Raw genomic sequence first — 19,454 nt, 5'->3', positions numbered from 1 at the left:
TCCAAACATTTTGAGAACAGATCATTATGATGATGTGTCAAGTGGAGGAGTTGTGGCAACAGAAAGAATGCATTATTTTTTAATAGGAGGTTATGTATTTGATTTAAGCGAAACAATAAAGTTTAAGCCAGCGGTATTAAGTAAAATAGTAAGTGGAGCACCATTATCATTAGATGTATCAGCAAACTTTTTATTTAATGATAAATTTAGAGTTGGAGCAGCATGGAGATGGGATGATTCAATTAGTGCAATGTTAGGGTTTCAAATTAATGAATCATTACAAATAGGTTATGCTTACGATTTAACGACATCTAATTATAGTAATTACAATTCAGGAACTCATGAAGTAATGCTTCGATATGAGATATTTAAAGAACAAAAGATGAAATCGCCAAGATTTTTCTAGAACAATTAAACGGACGGGACATGAAAAGAACAATACTTTTATTATTATTGTTAGTAACTGCTATGGCTTTTGGGCAACGAAAATATGCAGCTGATAGGTATTTTAAAGAATACGCTTATAAAAAATCAGCAGAACTGTATGAAACTATTTATAACAAAGATGACAAAACATATTTGGTTATAAGTAGGTTGGCAGACTCCTATTATTTTAATGTTGATTTTGATAAAGCAGAAAAATGGTATGCTGAATTAATGAACAAATTCGAATTAATGGCTTTACCAAAGCATGTGTTTAGATATGCTCAAACATTAAAAAGTAATGGTAAAATTGAAGAGTCAGATAGTTGGTTATTGAAATTGAAAAGAAATGATAGTAGAGTAAAAGCATTAGAGAAAAATAAAAATTACTTTATAGAATATTCAAACAGGCCAAAAACGTATATAAATATTCACAATCTTTCAGTGAATACAAAGTATTCTGATTTTGGTGGTTTTGTACATGATAATACATTTTATTTCGCTTCTACTAAACCTATAGATGTTAAAGATACTCGATTATATAAATGGAATAATCAACCATATTTAAACGTTTATTCGTCTAAAGAAAAAAACGTCGGAGAAGATAGAATATTATATGTAGGCACTTCAGAAAAATTAAATTCAATAAATTCTAAATATCATGAATCTAATGTAGTTATAACAAAAGATGGTTCAACAATGTATTTTACTAGAAATAATTATGATGGTGATAAATTAAAAGGAGATAAAGAAAGAACTACACATTTAAAGATATATAAAGTAAGTAAAGTAAATGAGGTGTGGGGTGATTTGAAAGAATTATCTTTTAATAATGATAATTATTCTGTAGGGCATCCTGCATTAAGTCCTGATGAGAGAACATTATACTTTGTATCTGATATGCCGAATGGCTATGGAAGCACAGATATTTATAAAGTAGCCATAGAGGATGATGGTAGTTATGGGAAACCAGAAAATTTAGGTGCAACAATTAATACTGAAGGAAGAGAAATGTTTCCATTTGTAGGAAATGATAATCGGTTGTATTTTTCTTCAGATGGGCATATAGGATTAGGAGCTTTAGATATTTTTGAGAGCGAGATAAAAGAAAACTCTTTTTCAGAGCCTATAAATTTGGGAAAACCTATTAATGGACCTAGAGATGATTTTTCTTTTGTAATAAATAAAGAGCGTTTTCAGGGATATTTTACATCAAATAGAAAAGGAGGAAAAGGAGATGATGATATTTATAGTTTTATAATTTACAACTGTAAAGAAGATATAAAAGGAATTGTATCAGACACAAGAACAGGAGAACCTATTGATAATGTAACTGTACGATTAATAAATGAAAAAGGAGAACCAATATCTGAGCAAGTAACAAAATCTGATGGAGCTTATTCTTTTGAAAAAATTGATTGTGAAAAGAACTTTGTAGTGGTCGCTTCAAAAGATGATTATAAAGCAACACAAAAAGAAACAGTAACTTTAGATGTAAATAAGAAAATATTAAAAACTGATTTACAATTAGAGTCTTTAATTGTAGAAAATCAAATAATTATAAACCCAATTTATTTTGACTTTGACCTATTCAATATTCGAGAGGATGCTGAATATGAATTAGAAAACATTGTGTCTGTTATGAAAAACAATCCAGAAATGGTTATAAAAATTGAATCACATACAGATAGTAGAGGAACTAAAGAGTATAATAGAATTCTTTCAGATAATAGAGCTAAATCTACAAGAGATTATATAATTTCAAGAGGAATTGATTCAAAAAGAATAGAAAGTGCAATTGGTTATGGGGAAGACCAATTATTAAATAATTGTAAAGAAGGAAGAAAAAGTAAATGTACAGAAGAAGAACACCAAAAGAATAGAAGATCGTATTTTTATATTTTAGAAACTATTAAAAATGTAAAATCAAGTAATAAATAATATAGTAAAGTATATAAAAGTAAAAAAACGTCTCTATTCAGAGGCGTTTTTTTATAAGTCAAACATTACAATTACAAGAAAATACGTAATTTCGCACATTCAATAAATATAATAACAAAATGAGTAAGAAGTTTACTGAATACAAAGGCTTGGATTTACCAAAAGTAGCAGAAGAAATATTAAACTACTGGGAAGAAAACAATATCTTTGAGAAAAGTATTACTAGCCGTGAAGGAAATGAGCCGTTTGTTTTTTTTGAAGGACCACCTTCAGCAAATGGGTTGCCTGGAATTCACCATGCAATGGCACGCTCTATTAAAGATATTTTTTGTCGCTATAAAACTCAAAAAGGATACCAAGTAAAGCGTAAAGCAGGTTGGGATACACATGGTTTACCAGTAGAACTTGGAGTAGAAAAAGAATTAGGAATAACTAAAGAAGATATAGGAACCAAAATAACTGTAGAAGAATATAATACAGCCTGTAAAACTGCAGTAATGCGTTATACGGATATTTGGAATGACCTAACTCAAAAAATGGGTTATTGGGTAGATATGGAAGATCCATATATTACTTATAAGCCTAAATACATGGAATCAGTATGGTGGTTGTTAAAACAAATTTATAATAAAAATTTATTGTATAAAGGATATACAATTCAACCCTATTCACCAAAAGCAGGAACAGGTTTAAGCTCACATGAGTTAAACCAACCAGGAACTTATCAAGATGTAACTGATACGACTGTTGTTGCGCAATTTAAAACGATAAAAGATACTTTACCTGAGTTTTTACATGTAGAAGGAGATGTTCATTTCTTAGCTTGGACAACCACACCTTGGACATTACCAAGTAATACTGCTTTAACAGTTGGACCTAAAATCGAGTATGTTTTAGTAAAAACATTTAATCAATACACATTTGAAACTATTCAAGTAGTATTAGCAAAAAACTTAGTAGCAAAACAATTTGCTGGTAAGAAATTTGAACAAGTTGAAAACGAAAGTGATTTAAATAAGTACACAAAAGAAGATAAACAAATTCCATATTTAATTACTAATGAATTTATAGGTAAAGATTTAGTAGGTATTAAATATGAGCAATTATTAGATTACGTATTGCCTTATCAAAATCCAGAAAATGCATTTAGAGTAATTTCAGGTGATTTTGTAACTACTGAAGATGGTACAGGTATTGTTCACACTGCACCAACTTTTGGAGCTGACGATGCATTAGTAGCAAAACAAGCTACACCTGAGGTGCCACCATTGTTAGTATTAGATGAAAATGAAAACCCAGTTCCATTAGTAGATTTACAAGGTAAATTCAGGCAAGAAGTAAGTGAGTTTGCAGGTAAATATGTTAAGAATGAATATTATGCTGATGGAGAGGCTCCAGAAAAGTCAGTAGATGTTGAAATAGCAATTAAGCTTAAAACTGAAAATAAAGCTTTTAAAGTTGAAAAGTATGTGCATAGCTATCCTAACTGTTGGCGTACAGATAAACCAATTTTATATTATCCATTAGATTCTTGGTTTATTAAGGTAACCGATGTTAAGGAAAAAATGTTCGACTTAAACGAAACAATTAACTGGAAACCAAAATCAACAGGAGAAGGGCGTTTTGGTAACTGGTTAAAAAATGCAAATGATTGGAATTTATCTCGTTCTCGTTTTTGGGGAATACCTTTACCTATTTGGCGTACTGAAGATGGAACTGAACAGTTATGTATTGGGTCTGTAGCAGAGCTAAAAGAAGAGATAAAAAAATCAGTAGAAGCAGGAGTACTTTCTGAAGATATTTTTGCCGACTTTGAAGTAGGTAACATGTCTGAAGAGAACTATGATAAAATTGATTTACATAAAAATGTTGTAGATAAAATTATCTTAGTATCAGCTTCAGGAAAACCAATGCATAGAGAAAGTGATTTAATTGATGTTTGGTTTGACTCTGGTTCAATGCCTTATGCACAATGGCATTATCCGTTTGAAAATAAAGAGTTAATAGATAATACAGAAAGTTTCCCTGCAGATTTTATAGCTGAAGGAGTAGATCAAACACGTGGATGGTTTTATACTTTACATGCAATTGGAGCCATGGTGTTCGATTCTGTAGCATATAAAAATGTTGTATCTAATGGTTTAGTATTAGATAAAAACGGACATAAAATGTCTAAGCGTTTAGGAAATGCTGTTGATCCGTTTAAAACTCTAGCTGAATATGGGCCAGATGCTACACGTTGGTATATGATTTCAAATGCAAATCCATGGGATAACTTAAAATTTGATTTAGCCGGTATAGAAGAAGTAAAACGTAAGTTTTTTGGTACGCTATATAATACATATTCTTTCTTTACATTGTATGCTAATATTGATAACTTTAGTTATAGTGAAGCTGATGTTCCATTAAATGAAAGGCCTGAAATTGACCGTTGGATTTTATCTGAATTAAATACATTAATTAAAAAAGTTGATACTTTCTATTCAGAATACGAACCTACTAGAGCAACTAGAGCAATTTCAGATTTTGTACAAGATCATTTAAGTAATTGGTACGTTCGTTTATGTAGAAGACGTTTTTGGAAAGGAGAATACGCACAAGATAAAATATCAGCTTATCAAACGTTATATACAAGTATGCTTACTGTAGCTAAGTTAGGATCACCAGTAGCTCCATTCTTTATGGATAGACTCTATAAGGATTTAACTGCTGCAACTCAAAAAGAAAATTTTGAAAGTGTTCATATAGCAGAATTTCCAAAATATGATGAATCTTTTGTGAATAAATCATTAGAAAGAAAAATGGAAAATGCACAAACTATTTCTTCTTTAGTTCTTTCTTTAAGAGCAAAAGAAAAAATAAAAGTGCGTCAGCCACTACAAAAGATAATGATTCCTATACTTGATGAAACTCAAAAAGAGGAGATACTAGCAGTTGCGGATTTAATAAAATCTGAGGTAAATGTTAAAGAAATTCAATTGTTAGATGATGCTTCTGGTATATTAGTAAAACAAATAAAACCAAACTTTAAAGCTTTAGGGCCTAAGTTTGGTAAAGATATGAGATTGATAGCTAGTAAGATACAGTCTTTTTCTCAAGAAGATATTGCAATAATTGAAAAAGAAGGGAAAATATCTGTTGAAATTAATGAGAAAATTGTTAATTTAGAAACCGCTGATGTAGAAATTTCATCAAAAGATATTGAAGGCTGGTTAGTAGCAAATGCAGAAGGATTAACAGTGGCTTTAGATGTTACCATAACAGATGATTTACGTAAAGAAGGAGTAGCGAGAGAATTAATAAATAGAATTCAAAATGCACGTAAGGAAACTGGTTTAGAAGTAACAGATAGAATACGATTAACTTTCTTAAATTTTGCAGATTTACAAGAATCAATATTAGCAAATGAAACCTATATTAAAACAGAAACATTAACAAATGAGTTGGTTTTTGTTGAAGCGTTAGAAAATGGTACAGAAATTGAATTTGATACCATTAAAAGTAAAATGTTAATTGAAAAAATATAGCATTATGAATGACGTTAATGTAAGATACTCTGATAATGATTTACAAGAGTTCAAAGAAATTATTTTAAAGAAAATTGAAAAATCTGAAGAAGATTTAAAGTTGTTACAAGATTCCTATAAAAATGGATCTGGTAATGGTACTGAAGATACTTCACCCACCTTTAAATCCTTTGAAGAAGGTTCAGATACAATGTCTAAAGAAGCAAACATGCAACTAGCTATTAGACAAGAAAAATTTATCCGTGATTTAAAAAATGCGTTAGCACGTATTGAAAATAAAACATACGGAGTTTGTAGAGTTACTGGTAAGTTAATTCAAAAAGAACGATTAAAATTAGTACCGCATGCGACATTAAGTATTGAAGCAAAGCGTAAGCAATAATTTTTATATTTTTGTTAAGACATATAAAAAGACTCCTGACTTAGGAGTCTTTTTTGGTTCAATACATAAGAAGTAATTTTCTAGATATTAGTATGTTTTCTATACCGACCGTTTTTAATAAGAAAAGGTACTAAAAAGGTTAATAGTCAGGGTGAAATAATCGTTTTTTTGATATGAAATATTTAAATGAAAAGAAAACTTAGTATAAAATTGATCCATGCTAATATTACCCTTTAAGAGAATTAATTTCTTTTTATAAAAAAATAAAGTAACACATTGTACCTTTAGGCGTCTTATATAGAAGAAAAAATATTAAAAATGAATAAAAGCATATTAATTACTGCTATGGCAGGAGTATTATTAGTTGGATGTAATACTTCAAAAACTAAGGTTAACGATTTAGCTACTTCAAATCCAATAGAAACAACATTAGATTTAACTAAAGTTGAAAATGATAAAGTACCTGTAACGATAAACCCTGGACGATTTACTACAGAAAAAGTAACGTATAGATTACCAAGAGTTGTTCAAGGTACATACTCTGTTAGTGATTTTGGTAAATATGTTGATGGTTTTAAAGCATTTGATTATAAAGGAAATGCTTTATCAGTAAAAAAAGTTGACACTAATACTTGGGAAATTAATAATGCAGCTAGTTTAGATAAAATAACATATTTAGTAAATGATACTTTTGATATGGAAGTTAAAGGAGGTATAGGAGGAGAAGTTCCTTTTTCACCTGCAGGAACTAATATTGAAAACACAAACTATGTTTTAAACTTACATGGATTTATTGGATATTTTGATTCATTAAAAAATAGTCAATATAAGTTAGATGTAGTAGCTCCATCAAAATTTGCTAGAACTTCAGCTTTACAAGAAGTTGGAACAAAAACTAGTAAAGATGGAACTTCTTTAACTACAAGTTATTTTGCCCCTCGTTATTTTGATATAACTGATAATCCAATGTTTTATGGTGAATTAGATGTTGAAGAATTTAAAGTAGGTGATATTAAAATTGTATTAAGTGTATACTCTCCAAATAAAAAACATTCTGCTGAAAAAATCAAAGCAGTAATGGAAAAAATGATGCAAGCTCAAAAAGCTTATTTAGGTAGTGTTAATAGTACTGCTCGTTATGATATTTATTTATATTTATCAGATGGATCTGAGAAAGCACCTAAAGGATTTGGAGCTTTAGAACATCATACTTCTACTGTAGTAGTTTTACCAGAAGGAATGCCTGATAATGCTTTAGCTAAAAGTATGATAGATGTTGTGTCTCACGAGTTTTTTCATATTGTAACTCCTTTAAGTGTTCATTCTGAAGACGTACATTATTTTGATTATAACCAACCAACTTTTTCAAAGCACTTATGGATGTATGAAGGAGTAACTGAATATTTTGCAACCTTATTTCAAGTAAATCAAGGATTAGTGAATGAAGATGAGTTTTATGCGAAAGTTATGGGTAAAATTAAATCAGCTTCTGGAATGAATGATACTATGAGTTTTACTAAAATGAGTGAAAATGTTTTAGATAAACCATACGCTCCACAATATTATAATGTTTACCAAAAAGGAGCTTTAATTGGTATGTGTATTGATATTTTAATGCGAGAAGAGAGTAATGGAAATAGAGGTATTTTATCATTAATGAAAGAATTATCTAATAAATATGGAAAAAATAAACCATTTGTAGATGATAATTTAATTGAAGAAATAACAGCAATGACTTATCCGTCAATTGGAGCTTTTTTAAATACACATGTTGTAGGAACTACTCCAATAGATTATAATACATTTTTTGCTAAAGCAGGATTAAATATTTCTGAATCTAAAGTAAAAACCAATTATATTCAAAATGATGGGGTTATGATTGTAAAAGGTGATAAACCAACTCAAAGTGTAAGGTTTACTGGAGGAGTTAAAAACAATAGCTTTTGGGCAGAAAATGGAGCGCAACCTAATGATGCTATTAAAGCAGTTGATGGAGTTGTGTTAACTAAAGAAAATGCAAATCAGATATTTAGAACAATGTATATGTGGCAGCCTGGAAAAGAAGTAGAAGTTAAATTAGAAAGAGATGGTAAAGAAGTTGTAATTAAAACAACATTAACTCAATCATATACAAAAGGAAGTAGTTTAAAAGAAAATTCAAATGCAACTCAAAAACAAAAGGAGTTACGTAAAGTATGGTTAAAAGGATAACCTAATTTAGTTTATAAAAAAAGACCAATGTTTTAACATTGGTCTTTTTTTATAAACATTTTTAAGATAAAAAACGATTGTTCAATTCTGGTGTTGGAATATAACAAGCTTCTTTTTTACCAAACCATTTGTACCTGTTTTTTGCAATATAAGAATACACTGCATCTCTAATAAAAGTAGGTACAATAAAAAAAATACTCAATAGCTTTACTGGAATATTTAATTTCAAGGCTATTTTTAATGCGGCAGTAGATTTAGCATATATCTTTTTATCTGGAGTAAATAGTAAAATAGAGTCTACTTTATTAGTATCAATATTAAAATGACTAATAATATTCCTTCCAATTTCTCCTTGTAAGGAAGTAAATAAAAATATCTTCTTTTTATCATGTTTAATAACATATTGTACACTATTGTTGCACAAGTTACAAACACCATCAAAAAGTATTAAATAATTATTTTTAGGAATATTTGGTAGCATATTTATCTATTATAAGGGAATTCATTAATCCAATTAAAACCTCTATTAGTTAATAGGAATTTCTTTTTGTAATCTTTAGTTCTTTTTAATTTGATTGATATAGTATCTAACTTCACGGTTCCTTTTAAATAAAAATTAGTACTATCTCCTTCTGTATATTTTAAATTATAGATTTCTAAAGTATCTCTATAATTTTTTAAAATCAGTTTATTTTTTGTTGAATCAACAGTTAATTTATACCATTGACTTTTTTTGCCAATTGGTTTAATTTTTGCATATTTTTTACCATCAATCATTAAGTATTTCCATTTTTTTGTCTTGTTAGAAGAAGAGATTAATGTATCGTTTAATTTAAATTCATCTACTTCATAAAGCCCTCTTAATATACTTTTGGAACTATTACCATAGTACTTTTCTTTAGATTCTAAAGTGCTATAAGTACCGTATCCTAAAACGTATCCTAAAAGTAATACTTTAAAAGCTAACATGGCTTTACTAATACCCTTTTTTAAAATAGGTTTATATATATCTGTAAGAGCAATAGGAGTTCTTAAAAAGAAAAATTCCCATAAAGTTTTAAAGTTTCTTGCTATTAAAAACGCACACATTAAAAATAAATGTGTAGAAAGTATTTTTACAGGAACATCATAAAAATAATTTACAGCCATAACATTTGCTGTAGTCATTAGCGTGATAATTAATCCAAAAGTTAGTGTTCTTCTAAATAAAAGTAGCACAGCTGCAACTTCAGCAATTCCCATAAATAAATTATAGCCTTTAGAAAAACCTAAGAAAGTCCATGCTAGCCCCATAGGAGAAGAATCTCCATAAGTTTGAGTTAATCTAGACATTGATGGGGCAGAAAATTGTAGTTGTATTACTTTAACCATCCCATAATTAATTAACATTAATCCTACATAACAGCGCACTGCTAGTGTTAACCAATAATACATTTTTGAATAGCTCTTAGTTTTTTTATCTAAAAAAGACCATACTATTGTTGATAACAAAGCTATAAGAGCGATTGTGAAAATTAATGTATAATCGTAAGTAGTATCTCCACTTCCGTTAGGACCAACTCTAATTTTATAAGTAATTCCTAAAATGTTTTTACCTACCCAAGGAATAAAATTATGTAAAAACTTATTGAAAAGTTCGCTAATGTAGCCAAAAAAAGGATAAGCGCCATTATTCTTAAAAAGGATAAATAAGGTAAAATAAGTAAAGAAAAAACGAAATAATATTTTTTCAGAAATAGACCAGATATTAATTTTCGGAAAAGTATTCATAATTTTTAATAATTGATAAAATATAACTTTCGAAAGTTACTTTTCAATTATAAAAATTAATTGTATTAAATGGACATTAACATTATTTTATATTTTTAAAATAAATTTCTTTTTCAGATAAAATACTGACATTTTTAAAAAAATGTTTTGGAGTTTCACTAGTTAGCTTTTTAAATATTTTATTAAAAAAAGCCTGATCATAAAATCCTGAATCAAAAGCAACATCAGATAACTTAAAAAAAGAGTTTTTAGACTTCATTTTTTTTAAAGAGTAACGAAATTTAATGTTTTTTCTTAAAATTGAAGGAGTAATTCCACAGTGTGTTAAAAAAAGACGATATAGCTTTTTATAACTACAATTGCATTTTTTAGCAATCTGGTGAATAGTTAATTCATTACTCTTCATAAGCAAAATACTTTTTAAAATAATTTCTAAATCTTTTTTTTCATTCAGTTTAGTAAGCAGAAAATCTTCAATTAATTTAATTTTAGTTATCTCTGTTTTATTAAAAAAAGTAGGATTATCTTTTAAGAAATCGTCAAACTCTTCAATTTGAAAAAAAGGGATTCCATTATAATTTTTAGTAATAAATTGAGATAAACCAAAAGCTTTGAAAATAATTACAAATTCTTTTACAACTCCTTTGGTGTTTACAAATAAAGGAGTTGTAAATTTATTTAAAGCAGTGAAAGAATTTGAAAAAGAGGAGTCTTCTGTAATTTTAATTTCATTATTAGAATAAGTTACATCAGCATTTTTAAAAAGACAAACAACATTACAGTCTGAAGGATATGCATAATATGCTTCATTGTTTAATTCTAATTCATAATAAAAGAGAATGTATTTTTCTAAATGAGGACTCGGTTTTATTGTTTTAATCTCCACTGATATTGTATTGTTTGTTTTTTAAGAGTTATAAGTTTCTTATCATTCTTTTTCGTATTAAAAAACTAAAGACTATTAGTAAAATGATAGTAATTAATAGTTTAGCAATATAAATAGAATTATGTGTTAAGGCTCCAAAATAATCAACAAAAGGTATTCTATTGATATTGGCATAGGTAATCATGAAAAATAATACTTCAAATAACTTCTTTCCTTTTGTTAGGATCCCTAAAAAAATAGCTATTAAAGCAATAAAGATAGCACCTAAAATAATTGAACTAAAAGCTATAACGTCACCATGAATTATTAGGCGGATATATAAAGGACTTGCTAATAATAAAAGTAATAAAACACTTGCTAAAATTTGAGAAAATAATAAACGAGAAAGAGGTTTATATGATGAGAATGAAAAATAATAAATATCATTTTCAATTTCTTTTGTTGAAACATCTGATAACCTACCTACTTGTAAAAACCATAAAATGGGCAAAATAAATTGATGAGCAATTTGTAAAGGGGTTAGTAATAACGAAATAATTCCAGCAAAATTAATAAGCCATAACCATGTTTTTCCTTTTCTAATTAATAAGAGAAATTCGGTTTTTAGTAATGGGAAAATTTTGTAATTAGATTTAACCATTGGTAAATTAAGTAGAGTAATATCTTTGTATAAAGTTTTTTGTTTAGGTTTGATTTTAGATGGCTTATTTGAACTTTTTTCTTTTAAATTAAAACGATGAAAAAATAATGAAGTAATTGCTATTGCTCCTATAGAAAAAAGAATCCATGCTAAACGACTTAAAATAAAAGTTATTGGAAATGTTATTCCTTCAAATTGAAATTTTTTAGCTTCTTTTACATTTCCTAAAACATAACCTATACTTAGCTCTTTAGTTTTTTTCGCATTGGTAATCTTTCTCACTTGATTTTCCATATGATGCATTACTATTTCAGTGCCTAAAATATCTAATGAAAAATTGTTTTGATTCTTTTTGTTAGAAAGCATCAGTAGCGAGAATAAAAAGAAGAAACCGATATTTTGTAGAACAGAATTCTTCCCTAAAAAGACTTCAAAAATAACAGCGATGCATGAAATAATAAAAAGAGCAGGTATTGTTATTATAAAGTAAGGTTTTATAAAATGAAGAATTTCAAAAGGGAAACCGTCATTGTAGAAAAAGAAAAGTATACTACTCATGATAAAGATGGTGCATAAAATGGCTAGTAAAACTAAAAAATTACTTAAAACTTTAGAAAATAAATAGTTGAAGTTTTCAATTTTAGTAGAAGCAATAATTTGGCCTACTTTTGTTTCTAAATCAGTTTTAATACTATTGTTAATTAAGTAAAAACCAATTAAAGACAGAAAAAGACTTGACATGATTGCAGTAACATAACCAAACCAAGCAGCGTTATAAGTGCCAATATAATTAGCAATTCGTATAGTTGAATAATTAGCATTAGGTTCAGGAATAAAAGTGTAGGCAATTGCTAAACTAGCACAAAGTGTAATTAAAAAAGCATAGCTTCTTGTACGTTGTAAATAATCTAATTTTATAATGGTAAAGAATGATTTCATAATTAATTAGTTTTAGTTAAGTATAAATAGGCATCTTCTAAATTGGCTTGCTGTTTTATGGCATTATTATCAGGTTTTTCAGAAATATATCTAACAATTAAATCGCCGTTTTTACGTGTAGTACTTACTATAATATGTGAGTTTTTGAACGCTGTATAATCTTCTTTTGTAATTTTAGTTTCATAAACTTTATCCTGAACTTTTCTTATGATATTTTCTTGATGACCTTTTACTATCAAAGAACCATTTTTAAGGATAGCAACTTGATCAGCAATTGTATCAATATCAGAAACAATATGAGAAGATAAAATAACAATACAGTTGTTTGCTAAGTCTGAAATTAAATTACGAAAACGAACACGTTCTTCAGGATCTAAGCCAACAGTAGGTTCATCAAAGATTAAAATTTTAGGGCTATTTATTAAAGCTTGTGCAATACCAACACGTTGTTTCATACCTCCTGAATAACTGCCTATAGGTTTTTTAGCAGCGTCAATTAAATTTAAACCTTCTAATAATTGTGTTATTCTTGGTTGTAGATTTTTACCACCAACTCCTTTCATTGCAGCCATGTATTCTAAAAATTCATAAGCATTTAAATTTGGGTATACTCCGAAGTCTTGAGGCAGAAAACCTAATTGTTTACGTATATAGTTTGCGTCTTTAGTTATGTTGTTTTTATTTAATAAAATAGTTCCATTAGAAGGTTTACTTACGGTTGCAATCATTTTTAGTAAGGTAGATTTTCCAGCACCATTAGGACCTAATAATCCTAAAATCCCTTTTTCAATAGTCATTGAAAAATCTTTTAAACCGTACTTTTCTTTGTTATATTTCTTTGATATATTTTGTATTTCTAATTTCATTTTTTTATGATTTTATAAGTTTAATAGTAGTTTCTAACCCATTTTGTCTAAAAATTAATTCTTGAGGTTTTTCAGGGTTTACTTCTAGTTCTACACCAAAACTGCCATTATATAATTTGTTTTTTTCTTTACTTATTAAAATAACTTGGGCTCCTTGAGCTAAAAAATAAAGATGATTATTTTCTTCTTTAATTTCCATTGTCATTTTCATTCCATGTGAGTTAAATAGGTATTTACCTAATACATTTTTGAAATCTGAAGTAACATTTTTATTAAAAGAGATTGTATCTGTTTTACCATCTATAAAATTGAAAAGCTCATTTTTAAGCATTCTATTAAAAGGAATTATACGAGCATTACTAAATAGAAGAATTAAGTTTTTGTTTTTAGGATTGTAGTATTCTCTAAAGGAATAACCAATGTTGTTACCACCATGGCCAACATATCCATCTTTAAATTTCATAATTCCCAAACCATAATTTGCATCATCAAAAGCAGTAAACTTTTGTAAAGATTTTTCAGAAATCAATGTTCCCTTTTGAAATAAGTGATTGTAAAACTTTGACATGTTGTTTAAATTAGACGCAACACTTCCTGCAGCATAGGCATAATTAGCAAAGAACCTATAATCTAAATACGATGTTATATCTTCTTTTTTGTGAATAGGTTTTGCTAAATTTTTTAGTTTTTTTGATACATAAGGGTAGGTATTTGTCATGTTACAAGGAGTAAAAATCCTTTCTTGTAATAAGTTGAAATAACTTTTATCGTTTACTTTTTCTAAAAGATGACCTAATAGAATATAATTAGTATTGCAGTAATCATACTTCCCAATTTTTTTAGGATTATTTTTAGGTATTTTATTAAGAAAATTTGAATTATAGAAAGAATCATTTTTTGCATAAAAATCCTTTTCAAAATTTTCCCCTACAATTTCTCCCAAACCACTTCTGTGTCTTAGTAATGTTTCAATAGTTAAACTTCCGTCAACATTTTTAATTGGCTGTAAATAAGTTCCAATCGAATCTGATAGCTTTATTGTTCCTTTTTCAACTTCTTGTAAAAGTAAAATAGCAGTCATTTTTTTAGTAGCGCTTCCAATATTGAAAATAGTATGATTGTTAAAATTGTATTTGCCAGCGTTGGCAACTGTAGTTTTACCGTTTCGTTGAACTAATACAGCAACTCCCTGATTTAATTCTTTAATATAAGGTGTGTATTTATCTAATTGTAGTTGTAATGATTGTGCATAAATAATAGTAGATGTTATGCTAAAAAGAAAAATAAAGATTGATCTGTGAAATTTCATAATTAATAGTTTTTTATAATGAACACTTCAAAAATCAATCAAAAGTTGTATTGAAAAAAAGAAGAGTGATAAACCATATTTAAAAAATGACAAAGGTGATTTTTACTATAATCATTGGTAGGAGTATGTTCAAATAAAAAAAAGTATCTTTCATCATTAAAAAATGGTTTTTTTGTAAGTATAATGTATGTTTGAAGGATGTTTTTAAATAGAAAAAATGAAAAAAATTGATACTTGGATTGATAATAAAGTAGTACAAAATGTTTTTGTTTGGGGATGCTTATTCCTAGTGCTAGTAGGTGGAATACAATCAGAAAACAGATTGTCCGCAGCTTTTTATGCTATTTTATTTATTGTACCAACTATTTATTCAACTAACTATTTTATTTTACCATTTTTTAATAAAAAGAAAATTACCTTTTTTATTTTCTTTTTATTAAATGGAATTATTTTCACGATTATTCCTGTATATCTTATAAGTAAATCATTAAAGCAAACATTAAGTTTAAAAATGTTTTTAAATCTTTTTGGATTTGTATTACTAGCAATGGTTTTTGGAATGGCTATAAAAATTGCAAGAGATAGTTTTTCTCGCCGTCAGCAAGAAAAAGAAGCTGAGTTAAAGTTATTGAAAGCGCAGTTAAACCCACATTTTTTGTTTAATACATTAAATAATTTATATGGACTATCTGTTGTTAAATCAGATAAGTTACCAAGTTTAATGTTAAAGCTTTCTGATTTATTACGTTATAGTTTATATGAAACAAAAGAGGTTTATGTAGCACTTGAAAAAGAATTAAGTTACCTTCAAAATTATGTTTCTCTAGAAAAAATAAGATTAGAAGAACAATCTGAAATTAATTTTAAATTAGAAGGTAATTATATAGGAAAACAAATTGCTCCTATGCTATTAATTGTTTTTGTAGAAAATGCATTTAAACATTTAGGAGTTAGTTTAGATGAAAAAAGTAATGTTAAAGTGCTAGTCGATGTCACTGATGAAAACTTAAAGTTTGAATGTATAAATTCAACAGATTCAGGTTTGAAAGAAAATGATTTAGAAAAAGGAAAAAGTGGAATAGGATTACAAAATGTTAAAAAACGATTGAGTTTAATGTACCCTGAAACTCATAAGTTAGAAATTGTAAAAACAGAAAATGAATATAAAGTGAAATTAATACTTAATTTTTAGATGGAGAACCTCAAATGCATTATAGCTGATGATGAGCCAATAGCTCGTCAAATATTAGAAAGTTATATTAAAGAATTACCAAACTTAGAGTTAGTATCGTCATGTAAAAATTCGTTTGAAGTAATGGCTATTTTACAAGAAAAAGAAGTAGATCTACTTTTTTTAGATATTAATATGCCTAAACTTTCAGGATTAAGTTTATTGAAAACATTGCAGCAAAAGCCGTCAGTAATTATAACCACTGCATATCCAGAATATGCAATTGAAGGTTTTGAATTATCTGTTGCAGATTATTTATTAAAGCCTTTTTCGTTTGAGCGTTTTTTTCAAGCTGTCTTGAAAATAAAAAAGAAAGGAGTTATAAAATCAGAAGTGTTTTCTAAAAATAAAGAAGAAGAAAATAGTTCAATCTTTGTAAAGAGTGATAAAAAAATTATTAAACTAAATTTTAATGAAATCAATTATATTGAGGCTTATGGAAATTATATAAAAATTTATACAGATAAAAGAATTCTTACTCCACAAACACTTACTGATTTCTTAAAGAAAATACCGACTAACTTTATAAGAATTCATAAATCATTTGCTATTAACTTTAACAAAATTGTAATGATAGACGGTAATCAAATTGTATTACAAAACGAATTAAAATTAGCTATAGGGAAATCTTATAGGAAAGAACTTTTACAAAGAATAGATAAAGGTTTAGACTAAATTAGTCAATAACAATAGTTTTCTTATTTTTGTTGCTATTAAAATAAAAAAATGTCAAAAAAGAACATAGCAATCCTAACAGTAATTTTAGCAATTTTAATTGATCAAATAAGTAAGATATATGTGAAAACACATTTTACTCTAGGTGAAGAGGTAGTTGTTTTTAGCGACTGGTTTAAAATTCACTTTACTGAAAATAATGGAATGGCTTGGGGTTTTGAGTTTGGCGGTAAATCAGGAAAATTATTTTTAACGTTATTTAGACTAGTAGCTGTAACAGGTATTATATATTGGTTAATACAAAGTATAAAAAGAAAAACACATAACGCAGTAATTATAGCTATAGCCTTAATTTTAGCTGGAGCAGTTGGTAATATTATAGATTCAGTGTTTTATGGTGTTATTTTCGATTCTTCTATGCATAAAGTAGCTACGTTATTTGCTGATAAGCCTTATGGAGAATTATTTTATGGTAAAGTAGTTGATATGCTTTATTTTCCAATATATGAGGGTGAAAGTTTTACTTTTTTTAATGCTATTTTTAATGGTGCAGATTCTTGGATTACTATAGGAGTAATTTTACTTTTTATATTTAATAAGCAAGCTTTTCCTAAAGAAAACTAGTTTTAATTTTTATTTTTTTTATTGCTGATCTAGAGTAGGTTAGGTGATTAATTATTTCCTTTTTTTTGTAAATGTTAAATTTTTGTGTATATTAGCAATCAATTAGAGTAATATTGTCCCCCACACAATATTTTACACTTAAAGAAATTTACTCTTTTCATTATACTATAATTTTAGTATAATCCTTTACTATTTACTTTTTGCTGAGAATGAATAATTAAGCTTTTTAAAGGCTATTAATTATTGTTAATTAATCTAATCCCCAATTTATGATTAAAGAATATTTCTCATTCATCAGTACATTAAAAAAAGAGAGGAAACTTTTTTTAATATTTCTATTTTTTATTAGTTCAGTAGGTCAAGTTTTTTCACAAGATTGTAATGTTATTACTGATTACACAACGGTTTGTATAGGTTCAGCTGTTACATATCCCGCAGAAATATCTGGTGGGTCTGCTATGGATAATAATTCAGGAAATAATTACGACTGTTTAGGTTCGACACCTAATTCAAAGTGGTTTTTTTTTAAAGCTACCACGGGTGGGAGTTTAAATATAGTTCAAACAAATTCTAATTCAGTTGATGTTGATGGTGCTATATGGGGGCCTTTCGATAGTATTAGTGAGATGACTACTCAATGTGATTCTTATGGAGTACCATTAGCATGTGATTATTTATCAGCTGCGGGTTTTAATTTTAATATAACTGCTACAGCAGGTAAGTATTATGCGTTGTTAGTGGCAAATTTTTCTGGGACAGCAACAGATATTACACTTGCTGATAATATTGTTACGCCTAGTACAGCAACTACAGATTGTTCACCAGATATTAATGTAATTAAAAGTGTAGATGTATCAAGTGCTGATGAAGGAGATACAGTTACTTGGACAATACAAGCAACAAATAAAGGAGTAGGTACAGCAACTAATGTTAATATTACTGATGTACTACCAAGTAATGTTACTTATTCAAGTCATTCAGGGGGAACTTATAATTCTGGATCTGGACTTTGGAATGTTGGGACTTTAACAGCTACTCAAGTGGCAACACTCACAATAGTTACTACAGTGAATTCTGGTATAGGACCAGTTACTATTACAAATACAGTAACTAATATAACATCAACAGAGACTCAATCAAGTAACTTTGTAGATGTTTTAAGTGCTTCTGTAAATATTTTAGATCCTTGTACAAGTGGCGCTATTGTAGGTACACCAACAGCGAATGACCCAGATGCAGATGGTATAAATAATGTATGTGATTTAGATGATGATAATGATGGGATATTAGATATTAATGAAAGAACGTGTTATGCTTTTTCTGATGATTTTGGAACGGGAACTGGTAGTCCAGCTACTAGTCATCCTAACGTGCCAGCTGCGAACGTAGCTAATGTGAGGGTAGGTACCAATACAGATTTTGCAGGGCAATCTTGGTATCAACCAAACTCAGCTGCTGATGCAACTGGTAATACAGAAGGAAAATATTTGGCGTTAGATAATCCAATAGGTGTAGCTCCAGTGTTACTTTATCAAGAAAATATAACCGTGCAAGCCAATCAGCAATATTCCTATAGCTTATTTGCTGTAGCTGCCAAAGAAGAAAGTGGTCAGCCAGCTAGTGCTTATCCTGATGTTAGGATGCAGATTAAAGATGGGGTTGGAACTGTTTTGCAAACGATCAATACGGGAACTTTAACTTTGGCTTGGCAACGATTTGAATTTTTGTTTACTTCAACAACAACAACGGTTACTGTAGAAATATATAATAATAATGCTGATGCAGCATATAATACTTTATTACTAGATGAGATTGCTATTTCTTTAATTTCATGTGATACAGATAAAGACGGAACACCTGACTATTTAGATACAGATAGTGATAATGACGGGTGTCCTGATTCAGTAGAATCTGGAGGAACAGACGCTACTAAAGATGGAGTTTTAGACGGAACTGGTTTCGATAGTAGTGGTCGAGTAACTGGAGGAACAGGAGGTTATAATGGAGTTAATGGAACTGAAATTATTAGT

15 protein-coding genes (1 of these 15 running past the window's edge) are annotated in these 19,454 nt (G+C 28.2%); 9 read left to right on the top strand and 6 right to left on the bottom strand.

The window, feature by feature from the left end; translation table 11 throughout:
- The 5 genes from ACKTTQ_RS14485 to ACKTTQ_RS14465 form a co-directional block, all read left to right on the top strand.
- On the top strand, positions 1 to 406 hold the 3' end of the coding sequence (locus ACKTTQ_RS14485; RefSeq protein WP_408049616.1) for a PorP/SprF family type IX secretion system membrane protein. It extends 446 nt beyond the left edge of the window; the window shows 406 of its 852 coding nt (coding positions 447-852); its start codon lies off the left edge, out of view; the stop codon is at positions 404 to 406.
- Positions 407 to 426: 20 nt separating this feature from the next.
- A complete protein-coding gene (locus ACKTTQ_RS14480) occupies positions 427 to 2,364 on the top strand; it encodes an OmpA family protein (RefSeq protein ID WP_408049615.1) in 1,938 nt (645 codons plus the stop codon).
- Positions 2,365 to 2,483: 119 nt separating this feature from the next.
- A complete protein-coding gene (gene ileS / locus ACKTTQ_RS14475; protein ID WP_408049614.1) occupies positions 2,484 to 5,891 on the top strand; it encodes an isoleucine--tRNA ligase in 3,408 nt (1,135 codons plus the stop codon).
- Positions 5,892 to 5,895: 4 nt separating this feature from the next.
- Entirely contained in the window at positions 5,896 to 6,273 is a 378-nt protein-coding gene (locus ACKTTQ_RS14470) for a TraR/DksA family transcriptional regulator (protein WP_093871988.1), read from the top strand.
- A gap of 318 nt (positions 6,274 to 6,591) precedes the next feature.
- Positions 6,592 to 8,484 (top strand): M61 family metallopeptidase, encoded by a 1,893-nt coding sequence (locus ACKTTQ_RS14465; RefSeq protein ID WP_299136956.1) that lies wholly within the window; start codon positions 6,592 to 6,594, stop codon positions 8,482 to 8,484.
- A gap of 61 nt (positions 8,485 to 8,545) precedes the next feature.
- Here ACKTTQ_RS14465 and ACKTTQ_RS14460 read toward each other — a convergent pair whose 3' ends face one another.
- The 6 genes from ACKTTQ_RS14460 to ACKTTQ_RS14435 form a co-directional block, all read right to left on the bottom strand.
- The gene (locus tag ACKTTQ_RS14460) at positions 8,546 to 8,965 is read right to left on the bottom strand and encodes a thiol-disulfide oxidoreductase DCC family protein (RefSeq protein ID WP_408049613.1); all 420 of its coding nucleotides are present in this window, start codon (positions 8,963 to 8,965) and stop codon (positions 8,546 to 8,548) included.
- A gap of 2 nt (positions 8,966 to 8,967) precedes the next feature.
- Positions 8,968 to 10,254, bottom strand: coding sequence for a hypothetical protein (locus ACKTTQ_RS14455; protein ID WP_408049612.1), 1,287 nt, complete (start codon positions 10,252 to 10,254; stop codon positions 8,968 to 8,970).
- 82 nt (positions 10,255 to 10,336) lie between these two features.
- A complete protein-coding gene (locus tag ACKTTQ_RS14450) occupies positions 10,337 to 11,140 on the bottom strand; it encodes a helix-turn-helix domain-containing protein (protein ID WP_408049611.1) in 804 nt (267 codons plus the stop codon).
- 28 nt (positions 11,141 to 11,168) lie between these two features.
- Positions 11,169 to 12,719, bottom strand: a complete 1,551-nt coding sequence (locus ACKTTQ_RS14445) for a hypothetical protein (RefSeq protein WP_408049610.1) — start codon at positions 12,717 to 12,719, stop codon at positions 11,169 to 11,171.
- Between the two features lie 2 nt (positions 12,720 to 12,721).
- Complete coding sequence (locus ACKTTQ_RS14440; protein WP_408049609.1) at positions 12,722 to 13,585, bottom strand: ABC transporter ATP-binding protein; 864 nt, start codon at positions 13,583 to 13,585, stop codon at positions 12,722 to 12,724.
- Between the two features lie 4 nt (positions 13,586 to 13,589).
- Positions 13,590 to 14,894: a serine hydrolase domain-containing protein gene (locus ACKTTQ_RS14435; protein WP_408049608.1), complete on the bottom strand. Its 1,305-nt coding sequence runs from the start codon at positions 14,892 to 14,894 to the stop codon at positions 13,590 to 13,592.
- A 217-nt stretch (positions 14,895 to 15,111) separates the two neighbouring features.
- Between ACKTTQ_RS14435 and ACKTTQ_RS14430 the strand changes: the two genes are divergently transcribed.
- From ACKTTQ_RS14430 to ACKTTQ_RS14415, 4 genes are all read left to right on the top strand, one after another.
- Positions 15,112 to 16,086 (top strand): sensor histidine kinase, encoded by a 975-nt coding sequence (locus tag ACKTTQ_RS14430; RefSeq protein ID WP_408049607.1) that lies wholly within the window; start codon positions 15,112 to 15,114, stop codon positions 16,084 to 16,086.
- Entirely contained in the window at positions 16,087 to 16,800 is a 714-nt protein-coding gene (locus ACKTTQ_RS14425; protein WP_113787795.1) for a LytR/AlgR family response regulator transcription factor, read from the top strand.
- 51 nt (positions 16,801 to 16,851) lie between these two features.
- Complete coding sequence (locus ACKTTQ_RS14420; RefSeq protein ID WP_093870057.1) at positions 16,852 to 17,424, top strand: lipoprotein signal peptidase; 573 nt, start codon at positions 16,852 to 16,854, stop codon at positions 17,422 to 17,424.
- Positions 17,425 to 17,693: 269 nt separating this feature from the next.
- A partial coding sequence (locus ACKTTQ_RS14415; protein WP_408049606.1) for a hypothetical protein occupies positions 17,694 to 19,454 on the top strand: 1,761 nt, incomplete at its 3' end.

This window comes from Tenacibaculum halocynthiae (genome assembly GCF_964512825.1).
GTDB lineage: Bacteria > Bacteroidota > Bacteroidia > Flavobacteriales > Flavobacteriaceae > Polaribacter > Polaribacter halocynthiae.
The sequence above is the reverse complement of the archived record's forward strand: the minus strand, read 5'-3'. Positions and strand labels throughout refer to the sequence as shown.

What these genes read in the sequence shown, in the direction of transcription:
- ACKTTQ_RS14465 (WP_299136956.1), top strand. Translation starts at nt 6,592, where the DNA reads ATGAATAAAAGCATATTAATTACTGCTATGGCAGGAGTATTATTAGTT.
- ACKTTQ_RS14420 (WP_093870057.1), top strand. Translation starts at nt 16,852, where the DNA reads ATGTCAAAAAAGAACATAGCAATCCTAACAGTAATTTTAGCAATTTTA.
- ACKTTQ_RS14425 (WP_113787795.1), top strand. Translation starts at nt 16,087, where the DNA reads ATGGAGAACCTCAAATGCATTATAGCTGATGATGAGCCAATAGCTCGT.
- ileS (WP_408049614.1), top strand. Translation starts at nt 2,484, where the DNA reads ATGAGTAAGAAGTTTACTGAATACAAAGGCTTGGATTTACCAAAAGTA.
- ACKTTQ_RS14440 (WP_408049609.1), bottom strand. Translation starts at nt 13,585, where the DNA reads ATGAAATTAGAAATACAAAATATATCAAAGAAATATAACAAAGAAAAG.
- ACKTTQ_RS14435 (WP_408049608.1), bottom strand. Translation starts at nt 14,894, where the DNA reads ATGAAATTTCACAGATCAATCTTTATTTTTCTTTTTAGCATAACATCT.
- ACKTTQ_RS14470 (WP_093871988.1), top strand. Translation starts at nt 5,896, where the DNA reads ATGAATGACGTTAATGTAAGATACTCTGATAATGATTTACAAGAGTTC.
- ACKTTQ_RS14460 (WP_408049613.1), bottom strand. Translation starts at nt 8,965, where the DNA reads ATGCTACCAAATATTCCTAAAAATAATTATTTAATACTTTTTGATGGT.
- ACKTTQ_RS14430 (WP_408049607.1), top strand. Translation starts at nt 15,112, where the DNA reads ATGAAAAAAATTGATACTTGGATTGATAATAAAGTAGTACAAAATGTT.
- ACKTTQ_RS14445 (WP_408049610.1), bottom strand. Translation starts at nt 12,719, where the DNA reads ATGAAATCATTCTTTACCATTATAAAATTAGATTATTTACAACGTACA.
- ACKTTQ_RS14455 (WP_408049612.1), bottom strand. Translation starts at nt 10,254, where the DNA reads ATGAATACTTTTCCGAAAATTAATATCTGGTCTATTTCTGAAAAAATA.
- ACKTTQ_RS14480 (WP_408049615.1), top strand. Translation starts at nt 427, where the DNA reads ATGAAAAGAACAATACTTTTATTATTATTGTTAGTAACTGCTATGGCT.